Annotated in this window: 22 protein-coding genes; 11 read left to right on the forward strand and 11 right to left on the reverse strand. The window is 44.5% G+C overall.

The window, feature by feature from the left end; all coding sequences use genetic code 11:
- Positions 1-29: 29 nt before the first annotated feature.
- From dnaJ to HPS53_RS05090, 3 genes are all read right to left on the reverse strand, one after another.
- The gene (gene dnaJ, locus HPS53_RS05080; RefSeq protein WP_104369055.1) at positions 30-1,184 is read right to left on the reverse strand and encodes a molecular chaperone DnaJ; all 1,155 of its coding nucleotides are present in this window, start codon (positions 1,182-1,184) and stop codon (positions 30-32) included.
- Positions 1,185-1,188: 4 nt separating this feature from the next.
- The gene (locus HPS53_RS05085) at positions 1,189-1,788 is read right to left on the reverse strand and encodes a nucleotide exchange factor GrpE (RefSeq protein WP_172204799.1); all 600 of its coding nucleotides are present in this window, start codon (positions 1,786-1,788) and stop codon (positions 1,189-1,191) included.
- A gap of 64 nt (positions 1,789-1,852) precedes the next feature.
- A complete protein-coding gene (locus HPS53_RS05090; RefSeq protein WP_104369057.1) occupies positions 1,853-3,469 on the reverse strand; it encodes an ABC-F family ATP-binding cassette domain-containing protein in 1,617 nt (538 codons plus the stop codon).
- 786 nt (positions 3,470-4,255) lie between these two features.
- On the opposite strand from HPS53_RS05090, the gene HPS53_RS05095 reads away from it, so the two are divergent.
- The 3 genes from HPS53_RS05095 (at position 4,256) to HPS53_RS05105 (ending at position 6,843) form a co-directional block, all read left to right on the forward strand.
- Positions 4,256-5,701 (forward strand): lipopolysaccharide biosynthesis protein, encoded by a 1,446-nt coding sequence (locus HPS53_RS05095; RefSeq protein WP_172204801.1) that lies wholly within the window; start codon positions 4,256-4,258, stop codon positions 5,699-5,701.
- A gap of 77 nt (positions 5,702-5,778) precedes the next feature.
- Positions 5,779-6,675: an RluA family pseudouridine synthase gene (locus HPS53_RS05100; protein WP_104369060.1), complete on the forward strand. Its 897-nt coding sequence runs from the start codon at positions 5,779-5,781 to the stop codon at positions 6,673-6,675.
- A gap of 15 nt (positions 6,676-6,690) precedes the next feature.
- Positions 6,691-6,843 (forward strand): hypothetical protein, encoded by a 153-nt coding sequence (locus HPS53_RS05105; protein ID WP_172204803.1) that lies wholly within the window; start codon positions 6,691-6,693, stop codon positions 6,841-6,843.
- Positions 6,844-6,964: 121 nt separating this feature from the next.
- On the opposite strand, the gene menA is transcribed toward HPS53_RS05105, so the two are convergent.
- On the reverse strand, positions 6,965-7,876 hold the full coding sequence (gene menA / locus HPS53_RS05110) for a 1,4-dihydroxy-2-naphthoate octaprenyltransferase (RefSeq protein WP_172204805.1): 912 nt from the start codon (positions 7,874-7,876) through the stop codon (positions 6,965-6,967).
- Between the two features lie 73 nt (positions 7,877-7,949).
- Here menA and HPS53_RS05115 point away from each other — a divergent pair, with 73 nt between their 5' ends.
- Positions 7,950-8,594: an HD domain-containing protein gene (locus tag HPS53_RS05115; protein WP_104369062.1), complete on the forward strand. Its 645-nt coding sequence runs from the start codon at positions 7,950-7,952 to the stop codon at positions 8,592-8,594.
- A gap of 214 nt (positions 8,595-8,808) precedes the next feature.
- Here the strand turns inward: HPS53_RS05115 and HPS53_RS05120 are convergent, their stop codons facing one another.
- The 4 genes from HPS53_RS05120 to HPS53_RS05135 form a co-directional block, all read right to left on the reverse strand.
- The gene (locus tag HPS53_RS05120) at positions 8,809-11,172 is read right to left on the reverse strand and encodes a putative porin (RefSeq protein WP_172204807.1); all 2,364 of its coding nucleotides are present in this window, start codon (positions 11,170-11,172) and stop codon (positions 8,809-8,811) included.
- Positions 11,173-11,400, reverse strand: a complete 228-nt coding sequence (locus HPS53_RS05125; RefSeq protein WP_172204809.1) for a hypothetical protein — start codon at positions 11,398-11,400, stop codon at positions 11,173-11,175. It lies immediately after the preceding gene.
- A 7-nt stretch (positions 11,401-11,407) separates the two neighbouring features.
- Positions 11,408-12,013 carry a DUF4468 domain-containing protein gene (locus HPS53_RS05130; RefSeq protein WP_104369065.1) on the reverse strand — a complete coding sequence of 202 codons (606 nt, stop codon included), beginning with the start codon at positions 12,011-12,013 and terminating at the stop codon, positions 11,408-11,410.
- A 106-nt stretch (positions 12,014-12,119) separates the two neighbouring features.
- Positions 12,120-13,043: a site-specific tyrosine recombinase gene (locus tag HPS53_RS05135; RefSeq protein WP_104369066.1), complete on the reverse strand. Its 924-nt coding sequence runs from the start codon at positions 13,041-13,043 to the stop codon at positions 12,120-12,122.
- A gap of 49 nt (positions 13,044-13,092) precedes the next feature.
- Between HPS53_RS05135 and aroQ the strand changes: the two genes are divergently transcribed.
- A complete protein-coding gene (gene aroQ / locus HPS53_RS05140; RefSeq protein ID WP_172204811.1) occupies positions 13,093-13,515 on the forward strand; it encodes a type II 3-dehydroquinate dehydratase in 423 nt (140 codons plus the stop codon).
- 337 nt (positions 13,516-13,852) lie between these two features.
- Here aroQ and uvrB read toward each other — a convergent pair whose 3' ends face one another.
- Positions 13,853-15,895, reverse strand: a complete 2,043-nt coding sequence (gene uvrB / locus HPS53_RS05145) for an excinuclease ABC subunit UvrB (RefSeq protein ID WP_104369068.1) — start codon at positions 15,893-15,895, stop codon at positions 13,853-13,855.
- 125 nt (positions 15,896-16,020) lie between these two features.
- On the opposite strand from uvrB, the gene HPS53_RS05150 reads away from it, so the two are divergent.
- From HPS53_RS05150 to HPS53_RS05160, 3 genes are read left to right on the forward strand one after another with little or no spacing between them, the layout of a single operon-like run.
- Complete coding sequence (locus HPS53_RS05150; protein WP_172204813.1) at positions 16,021-16,845, forward strand: outer membrane protein assembly factor BamD; 825 nt, start codon at positions 16,021-16,023, stop codon at positions 16,843-16,845.
- A 36-nt stretch (positions 16,846-16,881) separates the two neighbouring features.
- The gene (locus HPS53_RS05155) at positions 16,882-17,229 is read left to right on the forward strand and encodes a DNA-directed RNA polymerase subunit omega (protein ID WP_104369070.1); all 348 of its coding nucleotides are present in this window, start codon (positions 16,882-16,884) and stop codon (positions 17,227-17,229) included.
- A 17-nt stretch (positions 17,230-17,246) separates the two neighbouring features.
- Positions 17,247-17,708 (forward strand): DUF4293 domain-containing protein, encoded by a 462-nt coding sequence (locus HPS53_RS05160; RefSeq protein WP_104369071.1) that lies wholly within the window; start codon positions 17,247-17,249, stop codon positions 17,706-17,708.
- A gap of 77 nt (positions 17,709-17,785) precedes the next feature.
- On the opposite strand, the gene HPS53_RS05165 is transcribed toward HPS53_RS05160, so the two are convergent.
- Both HPS53_RS05165 and HPS53_RS05170 read right to left on the reverse strand, forming a co-directional pair.
- Positions 17,786-19,123, reverse strand: coding sequence for an NADP-specific glutamate dehydrogenase (locus HPS53_RS05165; protein ID WP_172204815.1), 1,338 nt, complete (start codon positions 19,121-19,123; stop codon positions 17,786-17,788).
- A gap of 245 nt (positions 19,124-19,368) precedes the next feature.
- Positions 19,369-21,666 carry an NADP-dependent malic enzyme gene (locus HPS53_RS05170; protein ID WP_104369073.1) on the reverse strand — a complete coding sequence of 766 codons (2,298 nt, stop codon included), beginning with the start codon at positions 21,664-21,666 and terminating at the stop codon, positions 19,369-19,371.
- Positions 21,667-21,829: 163 nt separating this feature from the next.
- Between HPS53_RS05170 and HPS53_RS05175 the strand changes: the two genes are divergently transcribed.
- The 3 genes from HPS53_RS05175 (at position 21,830) to HPS53_RS05185 (ending at position 25,358) form a co-directional block, all read left to right on the forward strand.
- Complete coding sequence (locus tag HPS53_RS05175; protein WP_172204817.1) at positions 21,830-22,459, forward strand: TetR/AcrR family transcriptional regulator; 630 nt, start codon at positions 21,830-21,832, stop codon at positions 22,457-22,459.
- A gap of 110 nt (positions 22,460-22,569) precedes the next feature.
- Positions 22,570-23,868 carry a hypothetical protein gene (locus HPS53_RS05180; RefSeq protein WP_253942819.1) on the forward strand — a complete coding sequence of 433 codons (1,299 nt, stop codon included), beginning with the start codon at positions 22,570-22,572 and terminating at the stop codon, positions 23,866-23,868.
- Positions 23,869-23,870: 2 nt separating this feature from the next.
- Positions 23,871-25,358: an MBOAT family protein gene (locus tag HPS53_RS05185; RefSeq protein WP_172204915.1), complete on the forward strand. Its 1,488-nt coding sequence runs from the start codon at positions 23,871-23,873 to the stop codon at positions 25,356-25,358.
- Positions 25,359-25,462 lie beyond the last annotated feature (104 nt).

Genomic DNA, 25,462 nt, shown 5'->3' on the forward strand with positions numbered 1-25,462 from the left:
AAGCATGTCTGTGCTTTCCGCTTTGTTTATCAGTTGAAATAATTTTTGAAGCGTTCGAATATCGATCGTTTGGTCGATGAGTCGCCCTTGAAATTATCACTGTCCTTGAATTGTGTTAGAGCGTCTTTCTCTTCCCTGCTTAGAGTTTTCGGCACATATACGCTGATGTTCACTATCAGGTCGCCCATGCCGTGGCCGTATCCTTGCACAGCCGGCAGTCCTTTCCCCCGCAGGCGCAGGGTCTTTCCCGGTTGTGTTCCGTTATCAATCTTTACTTTCAGTCTTGTACCCTCTATGGTCGGTATCTCAACGTCGCCTCCGAGTGCGGCCGTGGGGAAGTCGAGCAGCAGGTTGTATATCAGGTTGTTGCCGTCCCGTACAAATATATCGTTGTCTTCTTCGTCAATGAATACCTGTATGTCGCCGCTTATTCCGTTTCGCATACCGGCGTTACCTTTGCCTGGAACGTTTACGACCATGCCCTCGGCAACACCTGCAGGGATGTTTATTTCCACCACTTCTTCTCCTTTGACCACTCCCGAGCCTCCGCAGTGTTTGCACTTGTTTTTGATTACATGGCCCTCACCGTTACACGTAGGGCAGACTCCTTGTGTCTGCATCATGCCGAAGATGCTTTGTGTGGTATGCGTGATGACTCCTGATCCGTGGCATGTCTGGCATGTCTCCGTACCGCTTCCGGCCTCGGCGCCGCTTCCGTGACAGTGTGAACAGGTGATGTCTTTACGTACCTTGAATTTCTTTGTCACACCGTTTGCCACTTCATTGAGCGAGAGTTTTACTTTCAGTCTCAGATCGCTTCCACGATGCTGTTGCGGTCGGCGTTGTCCGCCTCCGAAGCCTCCGAAGCCGGCTCTTCCGCCGAATATGTCACCGAACATGGAGAAAATGTCATCCATGTTCATTCCTGCACCTCCAAAGCCTCCGAACCCGCCGGCTCCCGCCGGGCCGTCGAAACCGAACTGGTCATACTGCTGGCGTTTCTGATTGTCGTGCAATACATCGTAAGCCTCCGCCGCTTCCTTGAATTTCTCCTCGGCTTCTTTGTTGCCGGGATTACGATCAGGATGGTATTTAATGGCTATCTTTCGGTAAGCCTTTTTTATTTCGTCCTCTGATGCGTTTTTGTTGACGCCCAGCACTTCGTAGTAATCTCTCTTTGCCATAATATTATTGTCCTACTGCCACTTTGGCGTGACGTATTACTTTATCGTTCAGTTTATAACCTGTCTGCACACAGTCGAGAACCTTGCCTTTCTTGTCGTCTCCCATGCCCGGAACCATGGCTATGGCTTCGTGTACGTCCGTGTCGAAATCGGCGTCTGTTGTTTCGATTTTGCTTACTCCGAGTGTTTCAAGTGTTTTCTGAAACTTCGCAAAAATCAGTTCCATGCCTTCTCTCAGCACTTCGGGTTCTTCCGTCTTTGCTCCGTTGGCTATGGCGCGTTCCATGTCATCGAGTACCGGCAGTATTGCCGATATGGCTTTCTCGCCACCGTTCAATATTAGTTCGGTTTTCTCTTTGAGCGTGCGTTTGCGGTAGTTGTCAAACTCAGCCACAGTGCGCAGATACTTGTCTTTAAGCTCTTCAATCTTTTCGTTAGCTGCCTCAAGCGGGTCTTTTTCTTGCTTTTCGGCATCTTCCGCATTGTTTTCGGCTGTCTCTTTGGCGCAGTTCGCTTCTGTTTCGGATGCCGTTTCGTTATTCTCGTCGTTCAGCGGCTCTTTATCGAGAGTCTCGTTCTCGTTCATATTTGTTTTTTCTTTCATTCTACCGTTTGTTATTTGTTAGCATGAAGGTTGTAGCAAAAAGCGTGCCTGTCGCACGCTTTTCTTATACCTCGTACATTTTGGCTTTCTGGGCCTTGATGTTTTCATCATATATGTACTGGTCGTATTCCATCAGTTTGTCGATGGTGCCAGATGGGGTGAGTTCTATTATGCGGTCGGCCACGGTCTGTATGAACTCGTGGTCGTGGCTGGCGAATAGTATGTTTCCCTTGAATCCAACCAAGTTGTTGTTGAAGGCCTGAATGCTTTCGAGGTCGAGGTGGTTTGTCGGTGTGTCGAGTATTAGGCAGTTGGCGTTTTTCATCTGCATGCGTGCTATCATGCAGCGCATTTTCTCGCCTCCGCTGAGCACGTTTACTTTCTTCTGTACATCCTCGTCCTTGAACAGCATGCGGCCGAGAAAACTCTTCATCTGTACCTCATTGCCTTTGCCGAACTGGCTCAGCCAGTCTACCAGGTTCAGTTCGCTGTCAAAGAACTCGGTATTGTCGAGCGGCAGATAGGCCGTGGTGATTGTCACTCCCCATTTGTATTCTCCCGCATCGGCCTGGCGGTTGCCGTTGATTATCTCGAACAGTGCGGTCATGGCCTTGGGATTATGGCTGAGGAACACTGTCTTCTGGCCTTTTTCTATTGTGAAGTTGATGTGGTCAAATAGTACTGTTCCGTCTGTATCTACTGCTTTCAGGTCTTGCACTTCGAGTATCTGTGTGCCCGGTTCGCGCTCCATTTGGAATATGATGCCCGGATATTTGCGTGAAGAGGGGCGTATTTCCTCTACATTGAGCTTTTCCAACATCTTCTTGCGGCTTGTCGTCTGCTTGCTCTTTGCCACATTGGCAGAGAAGCGGCGGATAAACTCTTCAAGTTCCTTGCGCTTCTCATCGGCTCTTTGCTTCTGGTTCTGAGCCTGGCGCAGAGCCAACTGTGAACTTTCGTACCAGAACGAGTAGTTACCCGAGAACACAGTTACCTTTCCGAAGTCAATGTCAACTGTCTGTGTGCTGACGGCATCGAGGAAGTGGCGGTCGTGGCTGACCACGAGCACGGTCTGCTCGACATTGCTCAGATACTCTTCGAGCCACATCACGGTGTCAAGGTCGAGGTCGTTGGTAGGCTCGTCGAGCAGCAGGTTGTCGGGGTGACCGAACAAAGCTTTGGCAAGCATGACGCGCACTTTCTCATTGTTCGAAAGCTCGCTCATCATCTTGTCATGCATGTTGTCTTTTATGCCGAGGTTTGTCAGCATCTGGTCGGCGTCACTCTCGGCGTTCCATCCGTCCATCTGTGCGAACTTGTCTTCGAGTTCCGCGACTTTGATACCGTCCTCCTCGTTGAAGTCGGGTTTCATGTAGAGGGCCTCGCGCTCTTTCATGTTTTGCCAGAGCGGCTGATGCCCCATGAGCACAGTGTCGCGAACGCTGTATTCGTCGTATTTGAAGTGATCCTGCTCCAATACGGACAGACGCTCTCCCGGCCCGAGGTCGACAGAGCCCTTGTTCGGTTCAAGTTCGCCGCTGATGGCTCTCAGCAGTGTTGATTTTCCGGCGCCGTTGGCACCGATTATTCCATAAATGTTACCCGGAGTGAATTTCAGGTTTACGTCCTTGTAGAGTACTTTTTTGCCGAATTGGATAGCAAGATTTGTTACTGTTATCATTATTTAATAATTATTTTATTTTTTGCGGATGCAAAGATACTCAATTTCAATGTAAAAAATGAACGTATTTGAAGAAATAACGCAAATTTGATTGTAAATGAGGCATTTAACGTATGAGAAGGTTTGGGAAGTTGTGAATCCGCTTGCTTTTTATCGGTTGTATCGTGATGTATATCGTGAACATGCTTGTTCGGTCGTGCTTTTTTATTTAACTTTGTACTCGGATAATACAAATTGAGATATGATGAAAGTAGTAAATATTTACAATATGGCATATCGTGATTGCATATTTATACGGTTTCGCAAATCATTGATTTTTGATATGGGACGATGTTTTAAGTATCGTTTCCGGTTTTTTTCGTGTCTTAATATTCATTGATAATTGATAAGTGTATGCCGGCCGTGGCATCAGGTCTTGCGGGCAGGGGTTCACCATAGTGTGAAGTCCTGCCCGTTCTTCTTTTTCGCAAATGAATATTTATGCAAAATAATGTTTTTTCGTGCTGTAATCGGATACCGGTTGCTGCGCATTCGGTATCCCGTTGCGATGTAACGGGATACTCGTTGCATCGCAACGGGTATCTAAATGCAGGATAACGGATGTCCGGTTGCGGATGAAGTCTTATACCGGTGTCTGCAAACTGCTTTTTTATCAAAAAATAATGTTTTTGTTGCTCTTCTGAAGTCGGTTTTTGCATAAATATTCATTTTCGGCAGTGTTAAATTGAATATAAAAATCTTTACTGTGAACTAATAGTACTACCTTTGCAGGAAAATAAAGAAAGGATGGAAAATCTGAAAGATAAGACGGCCAAGGGATTGTTGTGGGGTGGCTTTGGTAATGGTATGCAGCAGTTCTTGGGATTGGCTGCGGGCATCGTGCTCGGCCGGTTGTTGTCTCCCGACGATTATGGACTGATGGCGATGATTGTTGTCTTTTCGCTTATAGCCAATGAGTTGCAGAATAGCGGTTTTAAGGTTGCTCTTACAAATCTTGACACTCCTACGTCCCGTGATTATAACTCCGTGTTTTGGTTTAACACGATGATGGGCGCCTTGATGTATGTCATCTTGTTTTTCAGTGCCCCGCTGATAGCCGGTTATTATCGCCGTCCTGAGCTGATACCGCTTTGCCGCTATGCTTTCTTGGGGTTTGTGTTTTCAAGTTTCGGAGTGGTGCAGTCAGCCTATCTGTTTAAGAACTTGATGGCTCGGCAACAGGCTCAGGCTAATATAATGGCCACGTTGGTGTCTGTTGCGGTGGGTGTGGGTACGGCCTGGCTCGGTTTCGGCTATTGGGCGATAGCCTCACAGAATGTTGTTTACATAGGTACAAACACGTTGCTATTATGGCATTACTCGTCATGGCGGCCTTCTTTCAGCATTGATTTCGGACCGGTAAGAAAGATGTTCCGTTTCAGTTGCAAGATTCTTCTGTCAGGAATATTCACCATATTGAACAACAACATACTTAATGTTTTGCTCGGGCGTTATTTTTCTGCCCATGCCACAGGCGTGTATAATCAGGCATATCAATGGCACTCGAAGGTTTTTTATCTCATTCAAGGCTCTGTTCAGGTCGTGGCACAGCCCGTATTTGTGGATTTGCGCAGTGAGAAAGAGCGTCAGTTGAAGGCCCTTCGCAAATTCATGCGCTTCACTTCTTTTCTCGCTTTCCCGATGATGTTCGGTTTCGGCCTTGTATCGGAAGAGTTTATCGTGCTCACCATAACCGAGGTATGGCGGCCCAGTGCCATCCTGATAAAGTATCTTAGCGTTAGCGGAGCATTCGTTCCGTTGAGTTTCCTGTTGTCAAATGTAATCATGAGCAAAGGTAAGTCGGGTGTGTACATGTGGTCTACGATATGCCTCGGTGTCATTCAGGTATTGCTGATGATAGCCCTTCATTCATACGGCATACACACGATGGTGGTGGCATACGTTTGTGTTACTATTGCCTGGTTCTTTGTCTGGCATCATCTTGCCGGCCGCTATACCGGATACGGGGTTTTGATGGTACTTTCCGACGTGCTGCCTTTCTGTCTTTCTGCTTTCGCCGTAATGGCGCTAACGTATTTTATGACATCGGGAATAACCAATCTTTATCTTCTTCTCATCTCCCGGGTGGTGATAGCCGCGGCGCTGTATTATTTCGTGAGACGGGCGTTGAGGTGCGAGATACTTAACGAATGCATCGGGTTCGCAAAGTCGAGAATAAAGCGGAAACAGTAATATTCGTTGCCGGTGATGGTGTCGGAATAGCGAAAAAGTAGTAACTTTGCAGCCGTACAGATAAAAGACATTTTAACATGAGATATAATACAGCTTATAAGCGTGAGGGGGATTACGAGCATTTTACGGTGAATGAGAAGTCGGGACTGCTCGATTTTCTTCTTGCGAACGTGAAAGAAAGCCGCTCCAAGATAAAGGCCACGTTGCAAGGACGCGGAATAAAGGTAGATGGTAAGTGCGTCACACAGTTTGACTATATGCTTGAACCGGGGATGAAGGTATCCGTGAGCAAGACCAAGCGTAACCAGAACGGTTTTAAGAGCCGTTATGTGAAAATTGTATATGAGGACCGCTGGCTTGTGGTGGTAGAGAAGAACATCGGTATATTGTCTATGGCTGCGGGACACTCGTCTCTAAATGTGAAATCGGTGCTTGACAATTATTTTTCGAAATCACGCCAGCGCTGCCGCGCACATGTGGTGCATAGGCTCGACAGGGATACAAGCGGTTTGATGGTATATGCGAAAGACATGGATACTGAGCAGATTTTCGAACGAAACTGGCACGATATCGTTTATGACAGGCGTTATGTCGCCGTGGTAAGCGGAGAGATGGAGAATGAAGGCGGGACTGTCGCCAACTGGCTGAAAGACAACAAAGCGTACGTTACTTATTCGTCTCCAGTGGATAATGGTGGCAAATATGCTGTCACACATTATCATGTTTTGGACCGCACTACGGAACATTCACTCGTTGAGTTTAAGTTGGAGACAGGACGGAAGAATCAGATAAGGGTACACACGGCGGATATGGGACATCCCGTTTGCGGTGACGTGAAATACGGAAATGGTGACGATCCGTTGCACAGGCTCTGTCTCCATGCGTTCCTGCTTTGCTTCACCCATCCCGTTACGGGGGAGCGAATGGAGTTTGAGACTCCTGTTCCTACGTCATTTCGCAGGATATTTAAATAATACAGGGTTATCGCAATGACAGATATTACATATTATATTGCGCTTTTGCTGATGATAATCGTCGGCTTTATCATTGTGAAAAAGGTTGCCGGTTGTCTCATACGCACGGTAGTAATAGTGACGCTCGGAGGCGTGCTTGGTTGTCTTTATTATTTCTATTTCAGGTGATAGGCATTTGATTTATACCTGAGGCAATCGGGGTATCATGTATAAGTCTTTCACGCCAAATGCGTGAAAGACTTTTTTATTATATGCAGGAAGAGCGTCTTTATATGTGACGAGGTTTTCTTTATGCGAGAAGAATACCGGCGGATACGCAAATTCCATATATGAACATATTGCGGGCAGTCTCGCCAAGGCATATATTGAGAGCTTTTCCCCGATGTATACGTTTGATTTTCATATATGTAAAGAAATGAAGAACGAGGTATATGAGTGGAAGGACAAAGGCGAGAATGTGATTCTCCAATATAAAAACACCCCCGATGAGACATGCGGAGACTCCTGTCATCAGGTAGGCATACAATCCGGTGTTTTCGCCGAAGCGTACTACAATGGTCCTTTTTCCGGTGTCACGGTCGTTATCGCGGTCACGATAGTTGTTTATAATCAGCAGACTGTCAATGACAAGCCCGCAGGCTATTGAAGCTACGAACACTTCAAGAGTGAAAGTGTGAAGTTGTATGTAATATGATACGCATACGGGAATAATCCCAAAAAATACTATTACCAATGCGTCTCCAAGTCCCATATACGACAAATGGGTGGTATAGAGGAAACAGAAAACAACGCATACGCACCCAATGAGAATCATTTCCAGACCACCGTAAAGAATAAGTGGTAGGCCAATGATGCATGCCGCGCACGTGGTAAGTGCTATCGCACGCTTCATGGCATCGGTGCTTATCCATCCTTGGGCGCAGGCGCGACGCGGACCGAGTCGTTTTTCTATGTCATCGGTTCCCTTTGCGTAGTCGAAAAAATCATTGATGAAGTTTGCGTCTATTTGCATTATGAAAGCAAACAGGAAACATAAGACGGCCGCAGTCATACTGAAAGTGTCTTGGGGATATTCTCGTGAGTCGGCAAACGCAAGCGCGATGCCGATCATCACCGGAACGGCCGCTCCGGAAAGGGTTTTCGGGCGGGCGGCAAGAATCCATGCTTTTAGTGAGTTTTGTCTTATATCGGTTTCTGGCATGCTTTTGTTTTGTAAGTTCTTGCAAAAATACAATTAATTCACTATATTTGCAAAAATATTAATTTATTTTATCATGATGGGTAATACGGCAAGTCTCGACCTTGTTGAATTTATAGAGACGAGCATTCTTCCGATGTATGCGGCATTCGATAAGGCTCACAACATGGAGCATGTGACAAGGGTTATAAGGCGTTCTCTTGATCTTGCACGTAGGACCGGAGCCAATATAAATATGGTATATGCGATTGCGGCATACCATGACATTGGTATGTCGGGACCTCGGGCTATACACCACATCACGGGCGGTAAGATGCTTATGCGTGATGCCCGATTAAAGAAATGGTTCTCGTCGGAGCAGATTAAGATAATGAAAGAGGCGGTTGAGGACCACAGGGCGTCGGCATCGCATGCCCCTCGCAGTGTATATGGTAAGATTGTGGCCGAAGCCGACAGGGATTTGGATGCGGAAGTGGTGTTCCGTAGAACGGTACAGTTCGGGCTGGCCAACTATCCCGAGCTGGATAAGGAGCACCAGTGGATAAGGTTTAAAGAGCATATGGCGAACAAGTATTCTGTTCATGGGTATATAAAGCTGTGGATACCGGGTTCCGATAATGAGAAAAAGCTGAATGTCTTGCGTTCGTATATAGCTTCTCCGAATGAGCTTCGGGATATTTTTGAGCGAATGTACAATGAGGAAACGGAAGCGAAAGGATAGGTGATTTGGATTAAAAGTACGAGCAGATGGGATTGAGTATGTTGTCAACTAAGATAATAAGTATAAGTAATTGAAAGAACAATAGGAACTGGTGTATGAAATAATACGGGCTGTAGACTAAACGGTTGTCTGCAGCCAGTATTTTTTTTATTATATAAAACCAATAAGATTGCTGTTTAGAGTAATTATATACGGATGTTTATGGCGGTGTGTTTTAATTGAAGAAGTTCCATGACACTCCGATCCTTAGTATTCTTCCGTTCTGCGGATAATGTGGTGTGAGGAAGTACATCTTGTCTCCATTGCCTGCCGTGGCATGGCTGAACATGACGAAGAAGCGTGCGTGTTTCAGGTGCATGTTGGCATAAACGTCTACAAACGGGTAGCCTCCGAGTTTAAGACGGCTGTCATTGTTTTCCTGAACAGCAAACTGATTGAGCTGCGGACAGAAGTCGGGGGCATAGTATTTGGTGAAGAAATAGGCGTCGCCTCCAAGCTCTACCAATAGTTCGTTTACTATTTTAAACTTTATATATAAGTTGGTAAACATGTTTAGGGCAGGCAGGGGGAGTACGTCCTGATTGCTGGAATTCTGGTATGTAACCACATTTTCCCAGTTTAGAATGCCCAATCGGAAATTCTGCATCAGTTGGGCGGTGAGCAAATTGATGTTGGAACCGTACTGTCTTACACCAGCCGAAAGGCTTGTTCTTGCGTCTTCGGATGCATTGTATTTCATGCCGAAGTATGTATAGTTCTGTATTTCCTCAATTGCTACTCTTAAAGTTGTTTTTGTTTTCTTGTAGGAGAACAATCCTTCAAGGCGTGTTCTGGTTTCTTTGCTCATGTCGTTGCGATCCCACCAGAAATGCTTTGAGTGATAATTCCTTTGATAAAAGGATGGGTTGATGCGATAGAAGAAAGCTTTGGCGGCCAATGTCACAGTGTCTCCGAACAGCGGGAAGTTAAGATCTGTGCTGAAATCGATCTTTAATTGTCCGGCATCCTCACCCGCAAGCCATGTCTCTGCCATGAGATTGTAGTGCAAAGTGTTGCCTTGTGTTTTGGAAATTTGTCCACCGATACTTATAGTATGTTCATTAAATGATGTCAGACGTGAATATGACAGTGGGCCTTCTCCAATGATTTCTGGCATTTTGAACTTTCTCATTTCATGACTTGCGAATACTTTCAGTCCGGCTTTCGCATATTTGTTGAAGCCTTCGAGCAATGCTACCGCAAGCGTATTCTTTATCGAGTGATGCTTGGTCTGGTCGTAAATGGAGTCGCCTCCGTATGTTGAGCCGTCCGTGTAGTTGTAGAATGTGTCGGCATAGTAATTTTCAGGTGTATCGTATGCCTGATAAATGCGGTCGTGTGTGTTGTAGTCGATGGTATGTATAAAGCTTGTCACCGGAACAAACTCTTCTCTTGTGGTTGCGTCCAAAGAGTCCTTTAATGCTTTTGCGGCTAAAAGACTGTCCATTTTTGCCTGGCTATCAACACTTATACGTGTGGTATCATCCTTTGAAACATTCTCTATTTGAGGCTCATTGCCGGCTATAGCCGCTCCGTCGGGTCTTCCGGCTGGTTCGCTGTCAGATTCTTTAATACTGTTACGCTTCCTTGAACGGACGGTGCTTTCATCATACTTGTCTTTCTTTCTACTGCTTGCATTCTCTTTTCTTGATGCCGCCGCGAATTGTCTTGCCTTTATTTCATCCTCTGTCAGTTTGACACGTTTATAAAAGCCGAGGCAGTATCTGTGGGTCAAGAAGAAGTGCAGGTTATTGTTCCTATTCCAATTTTGGTTTAATATAGTTGGTATTTCGTTTTCGCTGTATGAGTCCTCAAAACTCTCCGGGTGCGTAATGTAATTATCGTTGGTTATTCCACCGTTTTCAGACACTTTCTGGTGGTAAGTGGAGAACATGGCATGCATCTTGTATTTGTCACCCAAATATGAGGCATAGAATGTCGCTCCGAAATGTGACGCACTTTGATTGGCATAATACCCACGGGCGTATGCATAATTGAGATCAAAGCCCATGCCGAGTCTCCGGCCGGAATTTACAGCGAATTTAGCTTCTATATGGTCTTCACCGTTGGTCTTGTCTCCGCAATTGTCGTATGATAGGTTTGTGACCGGCGACAAAGTGTTGGTGAAATGCAACTGGTCCGGTTCTTTTATAATGTAGCTATATGGCCTGGTAAAAACGAACTGTCCCAAAAGCGGACGGTTGATGAATATTCTGCTTTCCCTTGCTGTGTAGTTATTACCGGTCGTATTGTATTCTCCGTATATTCCCGTGTTGAGTGTTGTGTTTGGGTATAAATGCGGGACAGTATCCGGAACGGCTTTCGTTATGTCGCCAAATTTCCGGTCTATCGTCCAGACATACAGCCCTTTGGGTATTTCCTTGTTTTTTGTTGTGTCGTTGTTGTGTTTGTTGAAGTTCCTATTCGTATTTTGGTCAAATTGCGTTATCTGTCCGTTTTCATCTATTTGATTGAATTCCTGTGCGCAGACCGTGACAAAAAACAAACTCAACAAAAAAGCTGAGAATATACTTTTCATTTATATTCGTAAAAGTCTTATTGCAGATTCCGTTATTTTGAAAGGTATGGCGGCCAACATTATATACATTCCTGTTTCTTTGTCGGAACTCATGTATATGATGATTCCCACTATGGCGGTAAGCATGAATATGATATTCAGCGCGTTTCTGATTATCAGTATCATGTTCTTTTTGGGCCGATGGTGTCTCTCCCTGTTGCCTATATTGTTTGTGTCTTCGTTTGTCATGATAACCCTATTTAAGTAAAGCCTCAAATCTGTCGAACAAATAGTCTTTTCTGTCTATTGTCTTGCGACGGAATCTGCCGGTCACCCGTGATAGTTTCTCCTTACTTTTTTTCAGTCCGTATTCATCGGTAATCCATTCTTCGGCTCTTAATGTCTGAGGCTCGCGTTCCTCATCATATAAGTAGTATATGCGTGTCATCTTGATGTCGGCTTTGCCATCTTCGCATTTTACGAACAGGTTGTACATAAGCCGTGTGCGGTCGAGCACTAATGCTGTACTTTTAAACACAAGCCATTCCTGATAGAAACCGCCTATTTCATGAGTAACGGAGTCTTTATATGTGATTCTGCTTTGTTCAAACTGATTGTCTTCCTTTGTCAACTCGGTCATGAACTTCAGGGCAATGTCGTAAATCTGTGCGGCGGTTTTACCTTTGGCATCTATCGTTTTCTCGAAAATCACTTTCCCGTCAGCCACTGGTACGGCTCCGGCGAGATATTTTTGGTCAGGGTTAGGTTTCGTCTTGCCTGTGGCATCTTTCATTTCCCATGTATTCTGTGCCATGGCCATAAGGGGCAGGCAAGATATGATCAGCATATAAATCTTTTTCATATATTCGTTATCTTTTTATAATTTGCCAAAATTACAAAATATATTGGTATTAGCATCTGCGATCACAGAGATTAACACACTTTTTTGCTTTTTTTTGCAACGTGACTCATTTTGAATGTTTCTTGATGTTTCTGGGGTGGTGTTCCAGTATTGCCTGCCTCAGCATAGTAGTGTCTATGTGTGTGTATATCTCGGTGGTGTCTATGCTCTCATGTCCGAGCATATCCTGGATAACACGCAGGTCGGCTCCGCCTTCGAGCAAGGCTGTGGCGAACGAGTGCCGCAGTGTGTGCGGACTTATTGTCTTCTGTATTCCAGCCGTCTTGGCCTGGCGTTTTATCATTATCAGTATCATGGTTCTTGTGAGGTGTCCTCCTCGGCGGTTGAGGAACACATAATCCTCTTCGCCTGGTTTGACGTTCATCCCTTTTCGGCATTCGAACCAGTTATTGAGCTCTTGTATGGCCCGGGGGGATATGGGGACAAGCCGTTCTTTTTTTCCTTTTCCGAACACACGTATGAACTGTTCTTTGAAATATAAGTTGGAGAGTCTCAGATTTACCAGTTCGGTTACGCGCAAACCACAGGAAAAAAGAGTCTCTATGATGGCTCGGTTGCGATGCCCCTCCCATTTGGACAAGTCGATAGAGTTTTCAAGTTCGTCTATTTCGTCTGTCGACAGCACTTCGGGCAGGTGCAATCCAAGTTGTGGTGATTCCAAAAACTCGGTAGGGTCATCGTCACGGTAATCGTTTAATAGAAGAAACTTGAAAAAAGACCGCACACCGCTGAGTATGCGGCATTGTGAAGAAGCTCCTATGCCTGCATCGTGAAGCCCGGCCGCAAATGTCTGAAGATCTTCCAGTTTTACATCGAACGGGCTGATTTTCACGCTTGACAGATAACCGTCCAGCTTCATCAGGTCTCTGTGGTATGCGTCGAGCGTATTTGGTGAGAAACTGCGTTCCAGTTTCAGGTATCGCATGTATTCTTCTACTATATTAGCATGGCTTTTCTTGTCAATATCCATTTATTTTAGTATTTTTGCCGAGACAAAGGTAGTAAAAATATTCGTAAACATGAAAATACAGATTATTAACGGACCGAATCTGAACATGCTTGGAGTCCGTGAGCCGGGGATTTACGGAAGTAGTTCTTTCGACACCTATCTTATGAAGCTGAGAGACATGTATCCTGATGTGGAAATAGAGTATTACCAAAGTAATATTGAGGGCGAACTGATAGACAGGATGCAGAAAACAGGTTTCGATAGCGACGGGATAGTACTCAATGCAGGAGCGTATACCCACACGAGTATCGCCCTGCAAGATTGCATACGTTCATTGAAATGTCCTGTGGTGGAGGTTCATATATCCAATGTACATAAGCGTGAGGAATTCCGTCATCATTCGTTTATCAGTTGCGTGTGCCGAGGGGTGATATGCGGTTTCGGGCTCGATTCATACCGCCTTGCGATAGAAAGTCTTTTGGTCGCAGAGTGATAGGTTTAAATTGTATTGCTACGTGTCTTATGACGCATGTTGTTTTCTTATTTGTAATCTTTTATCTTTGTTGGCGAAAAGTTGATTACAGGCAATGAGAAAAATAATGTTTACAAATAAAGTGTCGGATACGGTGTGTATACAGGTCGGGAATGTATATTCATGCCTTTTCCGATGGCTTAGGAAAAAGGCTCCCGACATATTGCGTAAAGAGCCTTTTTCTTTGAAATAGTCTGCTTTTTGTATTGTAGAAAGATACTTGTTGTGTTGCATTCCATTGGGTATCTAAATTAATTGTAACGGGTATCTTTTGGATATACCTTGCTTCAATGTTACGTCAGTCTTTGAGCTCAAGTTCTTTTTGCAGTCTTATGATTTCGTCGCGGTATTGTGCCGCTTGTAGGAAATCGAGTTTCTTGGCTGCTTCCTTCATTAGTTTTGTTGTGTTTGCAATGCTCTTTTCGAGTTGCTGTCTTGTCATGCGCTCCACAATCGGGTCGGCTGCGAAAACACTTTCTTCCGGTCCGATATACGCTGTATGTACAGGATGGTTGTCTCCGTTATCTCTGTCGTTTGATATTTCAGTCCTAAGGAAACTTTGTTTCAGTGATTTCCTTATCTGTGTGGGTGTGATGCCGTTTTCTTCATTGTAGCGCATTTGTTTCGTTCGCCTGCGCATTGTCTCGTCAATGGTCTGCTGCATGCTGTCTGTTATGGTGTCGGCATACATTATTACCTTGCCGTTAACGTTTCGTGCGGCACGTCCCGCCGTCTGTGTCAGGCTTCGCCGGCTTCGCAGAAAGCCTTCCTTGTCAGCGTCAAGTATTGCCACGAGAGAAACTTCTGGCAAATCAAGGCCTTCGCGCAGCAGATTTACACCTACCAATACGTCGTATACTCCTTGTCGCAGGTCTTCGAGTATTTTCACTCTGTCGAGTGTGGCAACATCGCTGTGGATGTATGCCGTCCTTATATTATGGTTCAGTAGGTATTCCGACAGTTCCTCGGCCATTCGTTTGGTAAGGGTGGTGATGAGTACCCTTTCCTCACGTTCGATACGTGTTCTTATTTCTTCCATTAGGTCATCGATCTGGTTCTCGCTCGGTCTTACCTCTATTTCGGGGTCGAGCAGTCCGGTAGGTCGTATTATTTGCTCGACAACCACACCTTCAGCTTCCTGCAATTCAAAATCGGCCGGCGTGGCAGATACATAGATGATCTGGTTTATCATATTGTGAAATTCATCGAATGTCAACGGCCTGTTATCAAAAGCCGCCGGAAGTCTGAAACCGTATTCCACGAGGTTTGTCTTTCTCGCCCTGTCGCCTCCGTACATGGCATTGATTTGCGGTACGCTTACATGACTTTCGTCGATGACCATCAGATAGTCGTCAGGGAAGAAGTCGAGCAGACAGTAAGGTCGTTCGCCGGCTTTCCGTCCGTCGAAGTATCTCGAATAGTTTTCTATTCCCGAACAGTGTCCCAACTCTTTTATCATCTCCATGTCGTATTCCACACGCTCTTTTATTCTCTGGGCCTTGATGCCGTCTCCCAGTTCGGTGAAAAACTCTACCTGTTTCACCAGATCATCCTGAATGTTTCTTATGGCGATGTTGGTCTGTTCCTGTGTGGTCATGAAGAGATTGGCCGGATATAGCTTGTATTCGTCGAACGATGCGAGCCTGTCCATCGTCACCGCGTCCAATTCTTCAATGGCATCTATCTCGTCGTCCCAGAATGTTATGCGTAGTATGACTTCGTTGTAGGCCATGGCAATGTCTACCGTGTCGCCTTTCACGCGGAAGTTTCCACGTTGCAGTTCTATGTCGTTGCGGACGTACAGTGCCTGCACGAGTTTTCTCAGCAGTGCGTTACGCTCGATGCTCTGGTTTCTGCGTATCTCTATTATATTCTCGTTGAGTGCCACCGGGCTTCCCATACCGTATAGACAACTGACGGACGAAACTACAACAACGTCTTTTCTACCTGAAAGCAACGATGATACAGCCCGTAGGCGCAGTTTGTCTATTTCCTCATTGATGACGAGATCTTTCTCGATGTATGTATCTGTGGTTGGGAGGTATGCTTCGGGTTGGTAGTAGTCGTAGTAACTCACATAATATTCCACAGCGTTTTCAGGGAAGAAGCTGCGCATCTCTTCGTATAGCTGTGCTGCCAAAGTCTTGTTGTGGCTCAATATCAGGGTAGGGCGGTTGATATTTGCAATGACGTTTGCGACAGTGAAAGTCTTGCCCGAGCCTGTGACTCCGAGCAGCACTTGCGCATGGGCGCCACGTTTCAATCCTTCGGTCAAATCCCTTATTGCTTCCGGTTGGTCACCGGTTGGCTTGTATTTTGATGTAAGTTTGAAATCGCTCATATCGTGCAAAATTACTTATTTCCGGTGTAATAAACGTTATAATCAGATGTATTTTGGTAAAAAAGGTTTTAAATGCTTTGAAATTAAAGGAAAAATAACTATTTTTGCACTTCAAATTTCGAGAAATGAAGAAGTCTTTGTTCATATCGGCGTGTACCGTTCTGTTGATGACTGGGTGTGCAGCCGAGTTTAACAGGGTTTACAAATCCGCCGATTACGATTATAAGTATGAATTTGCCAAGCAGTGTTTTGCCGAAGGAAAGTTCAATCAGTCAATATCATTGTTGCAGGAACTGGTAACCGTTCAAAAGGGAACGGAGAATGCTCAGGAGAGTCTTTATATGCTGGCAATGGCAGAATATTGCGATCGTGACTATGAGGCGGCTTCCGCTACGTTCAGGAAGTATTGCTCTTCTTATCCGAAAGGCGTATATGCGGAACAGGCGTCATATTACATCGGTCAGTCGCTATATGAGAGTACCCCCGAGCCTCGTCTCGACCAAACACCCACAGTGGGAGCTATAAATGCATATCAGGAGTTTCTTGACCTGTATCCGGATTCAAAAATGAGGCCGATGGCTCAGAAGAAACTGTTTGACTTGCAGGATAAGTTGGTACAGAAAGAATATCTTTCGGCACGATTGTATTATAATCTCGGTGACTATTTTGGAAATTGTACTTTTGGCGGATCTAATTATGAAGCTTGTATAATAACGGCACAAAATGCGTTGAAGACTTATCCGTACAGCAATATGAGAGAGGACTTTGCCGTGCTTATAATGAAAAGCAAGTTTGAACTGGCTCAGCGAAGCGTTGAGGAGAAGCGTTTGGAAAGGTATCGTGATGCGGAGGACGAGTGCTATGGTTTCCTGAATGAGTATCCCGATAGCAAGGAGCGTGACACGGCAGAGAAGTTTATTGCCAAATGCAAGAAAGTGACAAAGAATTAAAAGATAAAAGAAATATTTAAACATATATAAGGTAATATGGATTACAAGAAATCAAAGGCACCGGTAAACACCGTAACCCGCAACATTATGGATCTTTGCCAGGATACAGGCAATATCTATGAAAGCGTAGCTATTATCTCAAAGCGCTCCAATCAAATCTCAACCCAGATTAAGGAGGATTTAAGTAAGAAGTTGGCAGAGTTCGCTTCATATAACGATAGCCTTGAAGAAGTATTCGAGAACCGTGAGCAGATAGAAATATCACGCTATTATGAGAAACTTCCTAAGCCAACATTGCTCGCTACTCAGGAGTTTGTGGACGATAAAGTGTATTGGCGCGATGCGGTTCGTGATGCACAGTTGCAAGGCGAAGAGCGGTTATAATGTAAATCTGTTTGTTTATGATACAGCGTATACAGACTGTATATATTGTGATAGCCGTGATGCTGACCCTTGCCAGCCTGTGCTTGCAGATAGGCTATTTCAATTTGGAAGGGTTGACGGTAGCACGTGAATACAATCTTTGGATAATCGACGAGACTGGTAAGTGTGACTTTATCACATGGCCTCTGTTTGCTATCCTTGTGCCTTCAGCCGCATTGGGGATATATACTGTTTTCGCATATAACAACAGAAAGAGTCAGGCTCGTATGTGTATATTCAATGTGTTGCTGATTGTAGGTTGGTATATATTGTATGGAGTTTATAGTCGTGTGCTTCCTGGAGATACTGTTCGTCAGTCCGATTTTGTTCCGACTGTATTTGCGGCCTTTCCTGCTTTGTCTGCCCTTTTTTATGTTTTGGCTAACAGAGGAATTGTGGCGGATGAGCGACTTGTTCGTGCGGCAGACAGAATAAGATAAGTTTTATATACAAAATAAAAGAGGCGGATATCCAATTGGATATCCGCCTCTTTTATTTTGTTTTGATGTGTTGTATATTATACAATTCCTTGTCCCATCATTGCTTTTGCAACTTTCATGAAACCTGCGACATTAGCGCCTTTCACATAGTTAATGTAGCCGTCTGCCTCGGTACCATACTTCACGCAGTTCTCGTGAATGTCGTTCATGATAATCTTCAACCGGTTGTCAACTTCTTCGGATGTCCAGCTCAGGCGTTCTGAGTTTTGGCTCATTTCAAGACCTGATACCGATACACCGCCGGCGTTTGATGCTTTGCCTGGAGCATAGAGTATCTTGGCATCCTGGAAAACTTTGGTCGCTTCGGGAGTGGAAGGCATGTTTGCTCCTTCGGCAACAGCTATAACCCCATTACCAATAAGGGTTCGTGCATCGTCACCGTTTATTTCGTTTTGGGTAGCGCATGGAAGTGCGATGTCTGCCTTTTCGTTCCAAGGGCGCTCTCCTGCATGGTATACAGCGTTGGGATACTCTTCCGCATATTCTTTGATGCGTCCGCGCTCGATATTCTTCAACTCCATAACGAAATCAAGTTTGTCGCGGTCTATTCCGTCAGGATCATAGATATAGCCGTCTGAATCGGAGAGAGTGAGAACTTTTGCGCCTAACTGGATGCATTTTTCAGTGGCATATTGGGCAACGTTTCCTGAGCCTGATATAAGAACACTCTTGCCTTTCAGTTCAATGCCTCTTGTCTCAAGCATGGATAACAGGAAGTAAACAGTTCCGTATCCTGTAGCTTCCGGGCGGATGAGCGACCCGCCAAATTCACGACCTTTGCCGGTAAGAACGCCGCTCCATTCATGTTTCAGTTTCTTGTATTGACCGAATAGATAACCGACTTCACGTCCGCCTACACCAATGTCACCGGCAGGAACATCTACATCGGGGCCGATATGGCGGTACAGTTCGTTCATGAAAGCTTGGCAGAAACGCATAACCTCGCCATCGCTTTTACCGCGTGGAGAGAAGTCGGATCCTCCTTTTGCCCCTCCCATGGGGAGTGTGGTGAGTGAGTTTTTGAATGTCTGCTCGAATGCAAGGAACTTCAATATACCGAGATTAACGGATTTATGAAAGCGGAGACCGCCTTTGTAAGGGCCTATCACATTATTATGCTGTACACGGTAACCCATATTTGTCTGTACGTTTCCTTTGTCGTCAACCCATGTCACACGGAATTGGATGATTCTGTCCGGAATGCAAAGGCGTTCAACGAGGTTTGATTTTTCAAACTCTGGATGTTTGTTATACTCTTCCTCAATAGTGGGAAGAACCTGACTTACTGCCTGAATGTATTCCGGCTCATTGGGAAATCTAAGTTTAAGATCCTCTACAACTTTAGCTGCATTCATGTTCTTTTACCTTTTTAGTTGTTTACTATTTAGTGATTTAAATATTTGCAAGCAATATTTGATTATCGAGTGCAAAGATAAAGCATTTTTGTGAAATAACAAACTTTTTATCTGGTAAATTGCAAAATAAATATCTTTTTGTTATAATTCGGGCTGGTTTATTGACGAAATACATTTGTTATTAAGATTTTGGCTATCAAAAAAGACCATGGTTGATAATTGCCATGGTCTTTTTGATTTGTTATTTATTCTTCGCAGTCTCCTTGTTTTAATTTATCGACGTATGCGTCAATTACAGCTACCGCTGTTATGTTCACCACATCACGAACCGAACATTCGAAATCGGTGAAGTGAATGGGTTTGTTAAGACCCATTTGAATCGGGCCGATGATTTCCGTGTCAGGGTCTAACGACTGTAACAATTTATAGGCACCGTTGGCACTGCTTAGATTTGGGAAGACAAGCGTGTTGACATCAAGTCCTTTTAATCGGCTGAACGGATACTTGCTGTCTCTTAATTCCTTATTCATCGCAAAGTTAACCTGCATCTCTCCATCGATGGCCAAATCGGGATATTCACGTTGCATCTCCTCAACTGCTTGATGGACTTGTACTGGACTTCCCGTTTCTTCCGTTCCGAAATTGCTGTAACTGATCATTGCCATTCTCGGTTCGTCGTTAAAAAAGCGGACGGTCATGGCGCTGAGTTTGGCTATGTCTACGAGTGTTTCTTTATCTGGATGCCTGTTTATCAGCGTATCGGTTATATAATATGTTCCCTTTTTAGAGTTGAGTATATGCATGGTTCCGAAATGTTTGTATTCGGGACGTATGCCGATAACTTCTTTCGCCACTTTAATCGTATTTGAATACTTTGTATACAATCCGGTAATGAAAGCGTCGGCTTCGCCCGTTTCCACCATCATCATTCCGAAATAGTTGCGCTCGAACATCTTGTCATTGGCTTCTTGCTCCGTATATCCCATGCGCTGACGTTTCTCGGCCAGTATCTTCGCATAGCGTTCGCGGCGCTCAGCTTGATTGTCGTGACGCAGGTTGACTATTTCTATGCCGTCAAGATTAAGGTCAAGTTCCTTTGCCAGTTTCTCAATGCGTTCATCGTTGCCGAGCAGTATTGGATGGCATATCTTCTCGGCTTTGGCCTGTACGGCAGCTTTCAGCATCGTGGGGTGTATACCTTCAGCGAATACCACACGTTGCGGATGATTGCGTGCCGTATCATATAATTTCTGTGTCAGTTTTGTCTCTTGTCCAAGCAACTCACGAAGATGGTTCTTATATGCCGTCCAATCGGTTATTTCCTTTCTGGCTACACCGCTTTCAATTGCTGCTTTGGCCACTGCGGCGGAAACTTCTGTAATTAATCGCGGGTCAACAGGTTTCGGAATGAAGTATGACGGGCCGAAAGTGAGATTGTTTACGTGGTAGACATCGTTGACAACGTCTGGTACCGGCTGCTTGGCTATTTCCGCAATGGCGTTTACTGCGGCCATTTTCATTTCTTCGTTAATGGCTGTCGCATGTACGTCGAGTGCTCCGCGGAATATGTATGGGAAACCAATTACGTTGTTTATTTGGTTCGGATAATCAGAGCGTCCGGTAGACATGAGTACATCGGGGCGGCTCGCCATGGCCTCTTCATAACTGATTTCGGGGACGGGGTTTGCCAATGCGAATACGATTGGCTGTTCGGCCATCGAGCGTATCATGTCCTGTGACAGAATGTTTCCTTTTGACAGTCCGACAAAAACATCGGCGCCTTTTATCGCTTCTTCAAGTGTGTGTATGTCTTTACGGTCGGTTGCGAAAAACTTCTTCTGCTCTGTGAGGTTCGGACGGTCATTGGTTATCACGCCTTTAGAGTCGAGCATCACTATGTTCTCTCGTCTTGCGCCTAATGCCATGTATAATTTTGTACATGAAATAGCGGCGGCTCCGGCTCCGTTTACCACGATTTTGACCTTTGAAATATCTTTACCGTTTACTTCAAGTGCGTTTTTAAGCCCTGCGGCTGATATTATGGCTGTACCGTGCTGGTCATCGTGCATCACAGGAATATCCAATGTCTTTTTGAGTCTTTCTTCTATATAAAAGCACTCAGGAGCTTTAATGTCTTCCAGATTGATACCTCCAAAGGTAGGGGCAATCTTTTCTACCGCTTCGCAAAATTTCTCGGGATCTTTCTCTGCGACTTCGATATCAAATACGTCAATACCTCCATATATTTTAAATAGAAGTCCCTTTCCCTCCATGACCGGTTTGCCGCTCAATGCGCCGATATCTCCAAGTCCGAGTACAGCAGTGCCGTTGCTTATCACTGCGACAAGATTTCCTTTTGCCGTATACTTATAAGCGTCATTCGCGTTCTGTTGTATTTCAAGGCACGGATAGGCTACACCGGGTGAGTAGGCTAAACTTAAATCTGTTTGTGTGCGGTAAGATTTGGTTGGTTTTACTTCTATCTTACCCGGTCTTCCGTTCTCGTGGTATTCAAGAGCGGCTTCTTTGGATATTTTTACCATATTATTTATTATAAAGTTGGATTATTATCTTTAGTAATAGTTTGTCAAAGCAGGTTTTCTTTGTTAATATTGAATATACAGAGGCAAAGTTAATAAAAAAATATTCAAAATGTTTCTTTTTTTTATTATTTTAGTAACTTTGCAACCTAATTAAGGTTAGGTCATGCAAGAGGTTAAAAATCTTTCCATATACAGGCAGTCTTTGCGGGACAGAATATTGGAAACAGCTATATCATTGTTCATGAAGAACGGTATTCGTGCCGTTAAAATGGATGATATAGCCAATGTCATGTCTGTCTCAAAGCGTACATTATACGAAATGTATAGTGACAAGGAGCATTTGCTTTATGAGGGGATTAAGAAAGACCATATAATGAGGCGTGAGCATTTGAAGGAATTCGCTTCGAAAAGCGACAGTGTAATGGATGTGATATTATATGCTTACAAATTGAATATAGAGAAATTCCGCGAGGCAAATCCCCTGTTCTTTTCTGATATGGAAAAGTATCCTGATGTGATAGGTTATCTGAATGAAGAGAAGATTTATTCCGGAACGCAATTCGTTGATTTTCTTAATCGTGGTATTGAAGAAGGATATTTCAGGAGCGATATTAACTGTAAGCTTATTGTCTGCTTGTTTGACGCATTGGGCGATTATTTTAAGTCGGCCCAATTATATAAGCAATATACTTGGGAGGAAATAATGATGAATATTGTCTTTGTTTCTTTGAGGGGTATATGTACATCCAAGGGGGGGGAAAATATTGGATGGTTTTTTGTTGACTTACAATAGGTAAGAGCATAGATTGGTTATAGGATATGAATCACGGTGCGCGGACCTTTATATTGACAGGGTTGGTTGTTGTTGTCCTTTTGGCTCTGCATCAGTTACCTACTATTTATTTGAATGACTCCGAGATGCGTCATGTCAATATTCTCAGTGATATTATTCCTGAAGTATACGGAAACAGTGAAACCGAGGATACCATTCCGCTTTTGAAAGAAATGCCAGACTCAGTTGCTCAGGCGGATACGGTGTCGATACCTTCGAGGCAGGTGATACCTGATGGGGTGACGATGATTGACGACTACTCCGGAGGCGCACCCGGAGGCATGAGGCATTTTTATGAGATGCTTAACTGTGTCAAGTCTTTGGGACGTCCGGTTCGGATAGCTTATTTCGGCGATTCTTTTATAGAAGGTGATATTCTTACATGTGATATAAGGGAACGGCTGCAACGGCGTTTCGGCGGAAATGGTGTAGGATGGGTTGACTGCGGCAATAAGATAAACGGGTTCAGGCCGACGATAAGCCAAAAGTTCAGTGGATTCTCTGGCTATGAGGTAGTGAAGAAACCTTATAATCATAACAATGCTGGCATAAACCAGAGATATTTCATTCCGTCGGAAAATGCTGTCGTATGGACGGGGGGCACAAAGTACCGCAAGCATTCATCAGGTTGGAATGTAGCCCGGCTGTTTCTTCGTACCGGCAGTGGCCTGTCTCTGCATACAAGCATTAACGGAAGGTCGGAAACCGTTCGGGTGATAGACTCGGCGTCTGTTGTCAGGATGATAGAAGACCGCGACTCCATGAGAAATATATCATATCGCTTCACCGGTGTTGGCCATGATACATTTATATACGGCATGGCACTGGAGTCTGATTATGGTGTGGTGCTTGATAATTTCAGTATGCGTGGTTCGGCGGGATTTACGATTGCCAATATCCCGCATTCTGTTTTGGCAGATTTTGCCCGTCTGCGTCCTTACGACCTCATCATATTGCATTTCGGTTTGAATGTGGTGAGTGAGAAAAGTCGTTCGGCCAATTACAAGGCATACATCAAGAGGATGACGCGTGCCGTGGAAAAACTTCGCGGTGCATATCCTGAGGCGTCGATACTGATAGTAAGTGTTCCTGATAGAAACCAGCGCACAGCAGACGGAATAAAGACGATGCCAGGTATAGAGTCGCTTTCTGCCTATCAGCAGATAATGGCGTCTGAGTGCAAGGTGGCATATTTCAACTTGTTCAAGGCTATGGGCGGCAGGGAAAGCATGAAGGCACTGGTGGAGAGAAAATTGGCAAACAAAGATTATACCCATCTTAGTTTTGGTGGCGGAGCCTGTCTTGCCGGGTATTTCTACGATTCTTTCATGGCTGGATACGACAATTATAAATACAGTATTGGTGAATGAACATGTTGGATAGAATATCAAGTATGCTTGCATATAATCCCGAGGAGCCGTTGCTTTTCAGTTCGGGGTTGTTCCTGTTTCTTTTTCTTGGTTTCTCGTTTGTATATATGCTGCTCAATAAGCAGCGTACTTTGCGGCTTCTGTTTGTGACCGCTTTCTCATACTACTTCTATTATAAGAGCAGTGGTACGTATTTCTTTTTGTTGGCTATAGTGACAGTTTCCGATTATTTGATAGCCCGATGTATATGGAATTACAGGCAGAAAAGTCCGCAGAGTATGTTTGTTCCTCGGTTTTTGGTCACTTTGAGTTTGCTGATAGATCTTGGGATGCTTGGCTATTTCAAGTACACCAACTTTTTTGTCGGGATGTTCGAGCACATGATTGGGAATAATTTCCAGCCATGGGATATATTCCTTCCTGTGGGAATAAGTTTCTTTACATTTCAGAGTCTTAGCTATACGATAGACGTGTACCGTGGAAACCTTAGGCCGTTGGGCCATATTCTCGATTATGCTTTTTATGTTTCTTTCTTCCCGCAGCTCGTTGCCGGACCGATTGTCAGGGCGCGGGATTTCGTGCCGCAGATACATCATCCGCTCATAGTCACCCGCGAGATGTTCTCACGTGGTGTTTACCTTATAATTATAGGACTGTTCAAGAAATCTGTGATAAGCGATTATATCAGTCTCAACTTTGTAGACCGTATATTCGATAATCCGGGGCTTTATACAGGAGTGGAGAATTTGTTGGGGCTTTATGGTTATGCTATGCAGATCTATTGCGATTTCAGCGGTTATAGCGATATGGCGATAGGCATAGCTTTATTGCTTGGCTTTCATTTTCCTCTTAATTTCGATGCCCCTTATCGCAGTTGTAGTATAACCGAGTTTTGGCGGCGTTGGCACATCTCTCTGTCATCATGGATTCGCGATTATATTTATATATCGTTTGGCGGCAACCGCAAAGGAGCCGTGAGGACGTACGTAAATCTGATGGTTACCATGCTTCTTGGCGGCTTATGGCATGGCGCGAGTCTCAATTTCGTGGCATGGGGCGGGCTTCACGGGTTGGCTTTGGCAGCCCATAAATATGCGAGCGCTAATATATTCCGCCATGAAAAGAATTATGTCTCGCATGGAATGCGTAGGTTTTTCGGTTGTTTATTTACATTCCATTTTGTTTGTTTCGCATGGATTTTCTTTCGCAATACCGATTTCTCGGCGAGCATGATGATGCTTAACCGTATATTCACGGATTTTCATTCCGAGTTATTCATGCAAGTTATCGGGAGTTATCAATATGTGTTCGGTCTTATAGTTTTCGGATATGTCACTCATTTTATTCCCGACAGTTGGCAGGATGGAATTATAAAACTGCTTACCCGTGGCAATGTCTTGGTTGACGCTTTATTGGTTTCGGCAGTGATATATATAGTCATTCAGGTCAAGAGCAGTACTATACAACCGTTCATTTATTTCCAGTTCTGAGCGGTTGGGGGATAATCTAAATGGAGAACCTCTTTGATAAAATACATGTTTTGACGGCTTGTGACACTAATCCGTTGTTGTGAAAAATCTTATAAAAGTCCTTT

This window comes from Prevotella sp. PTAC (assembly GCF_013166535.1).
Taxonomy (GTDB): domain Bacteria; phylum Bacteroidota; class Bacteroidia; order Bacteroidales; family Bacteroidaceae; genus Prevotella.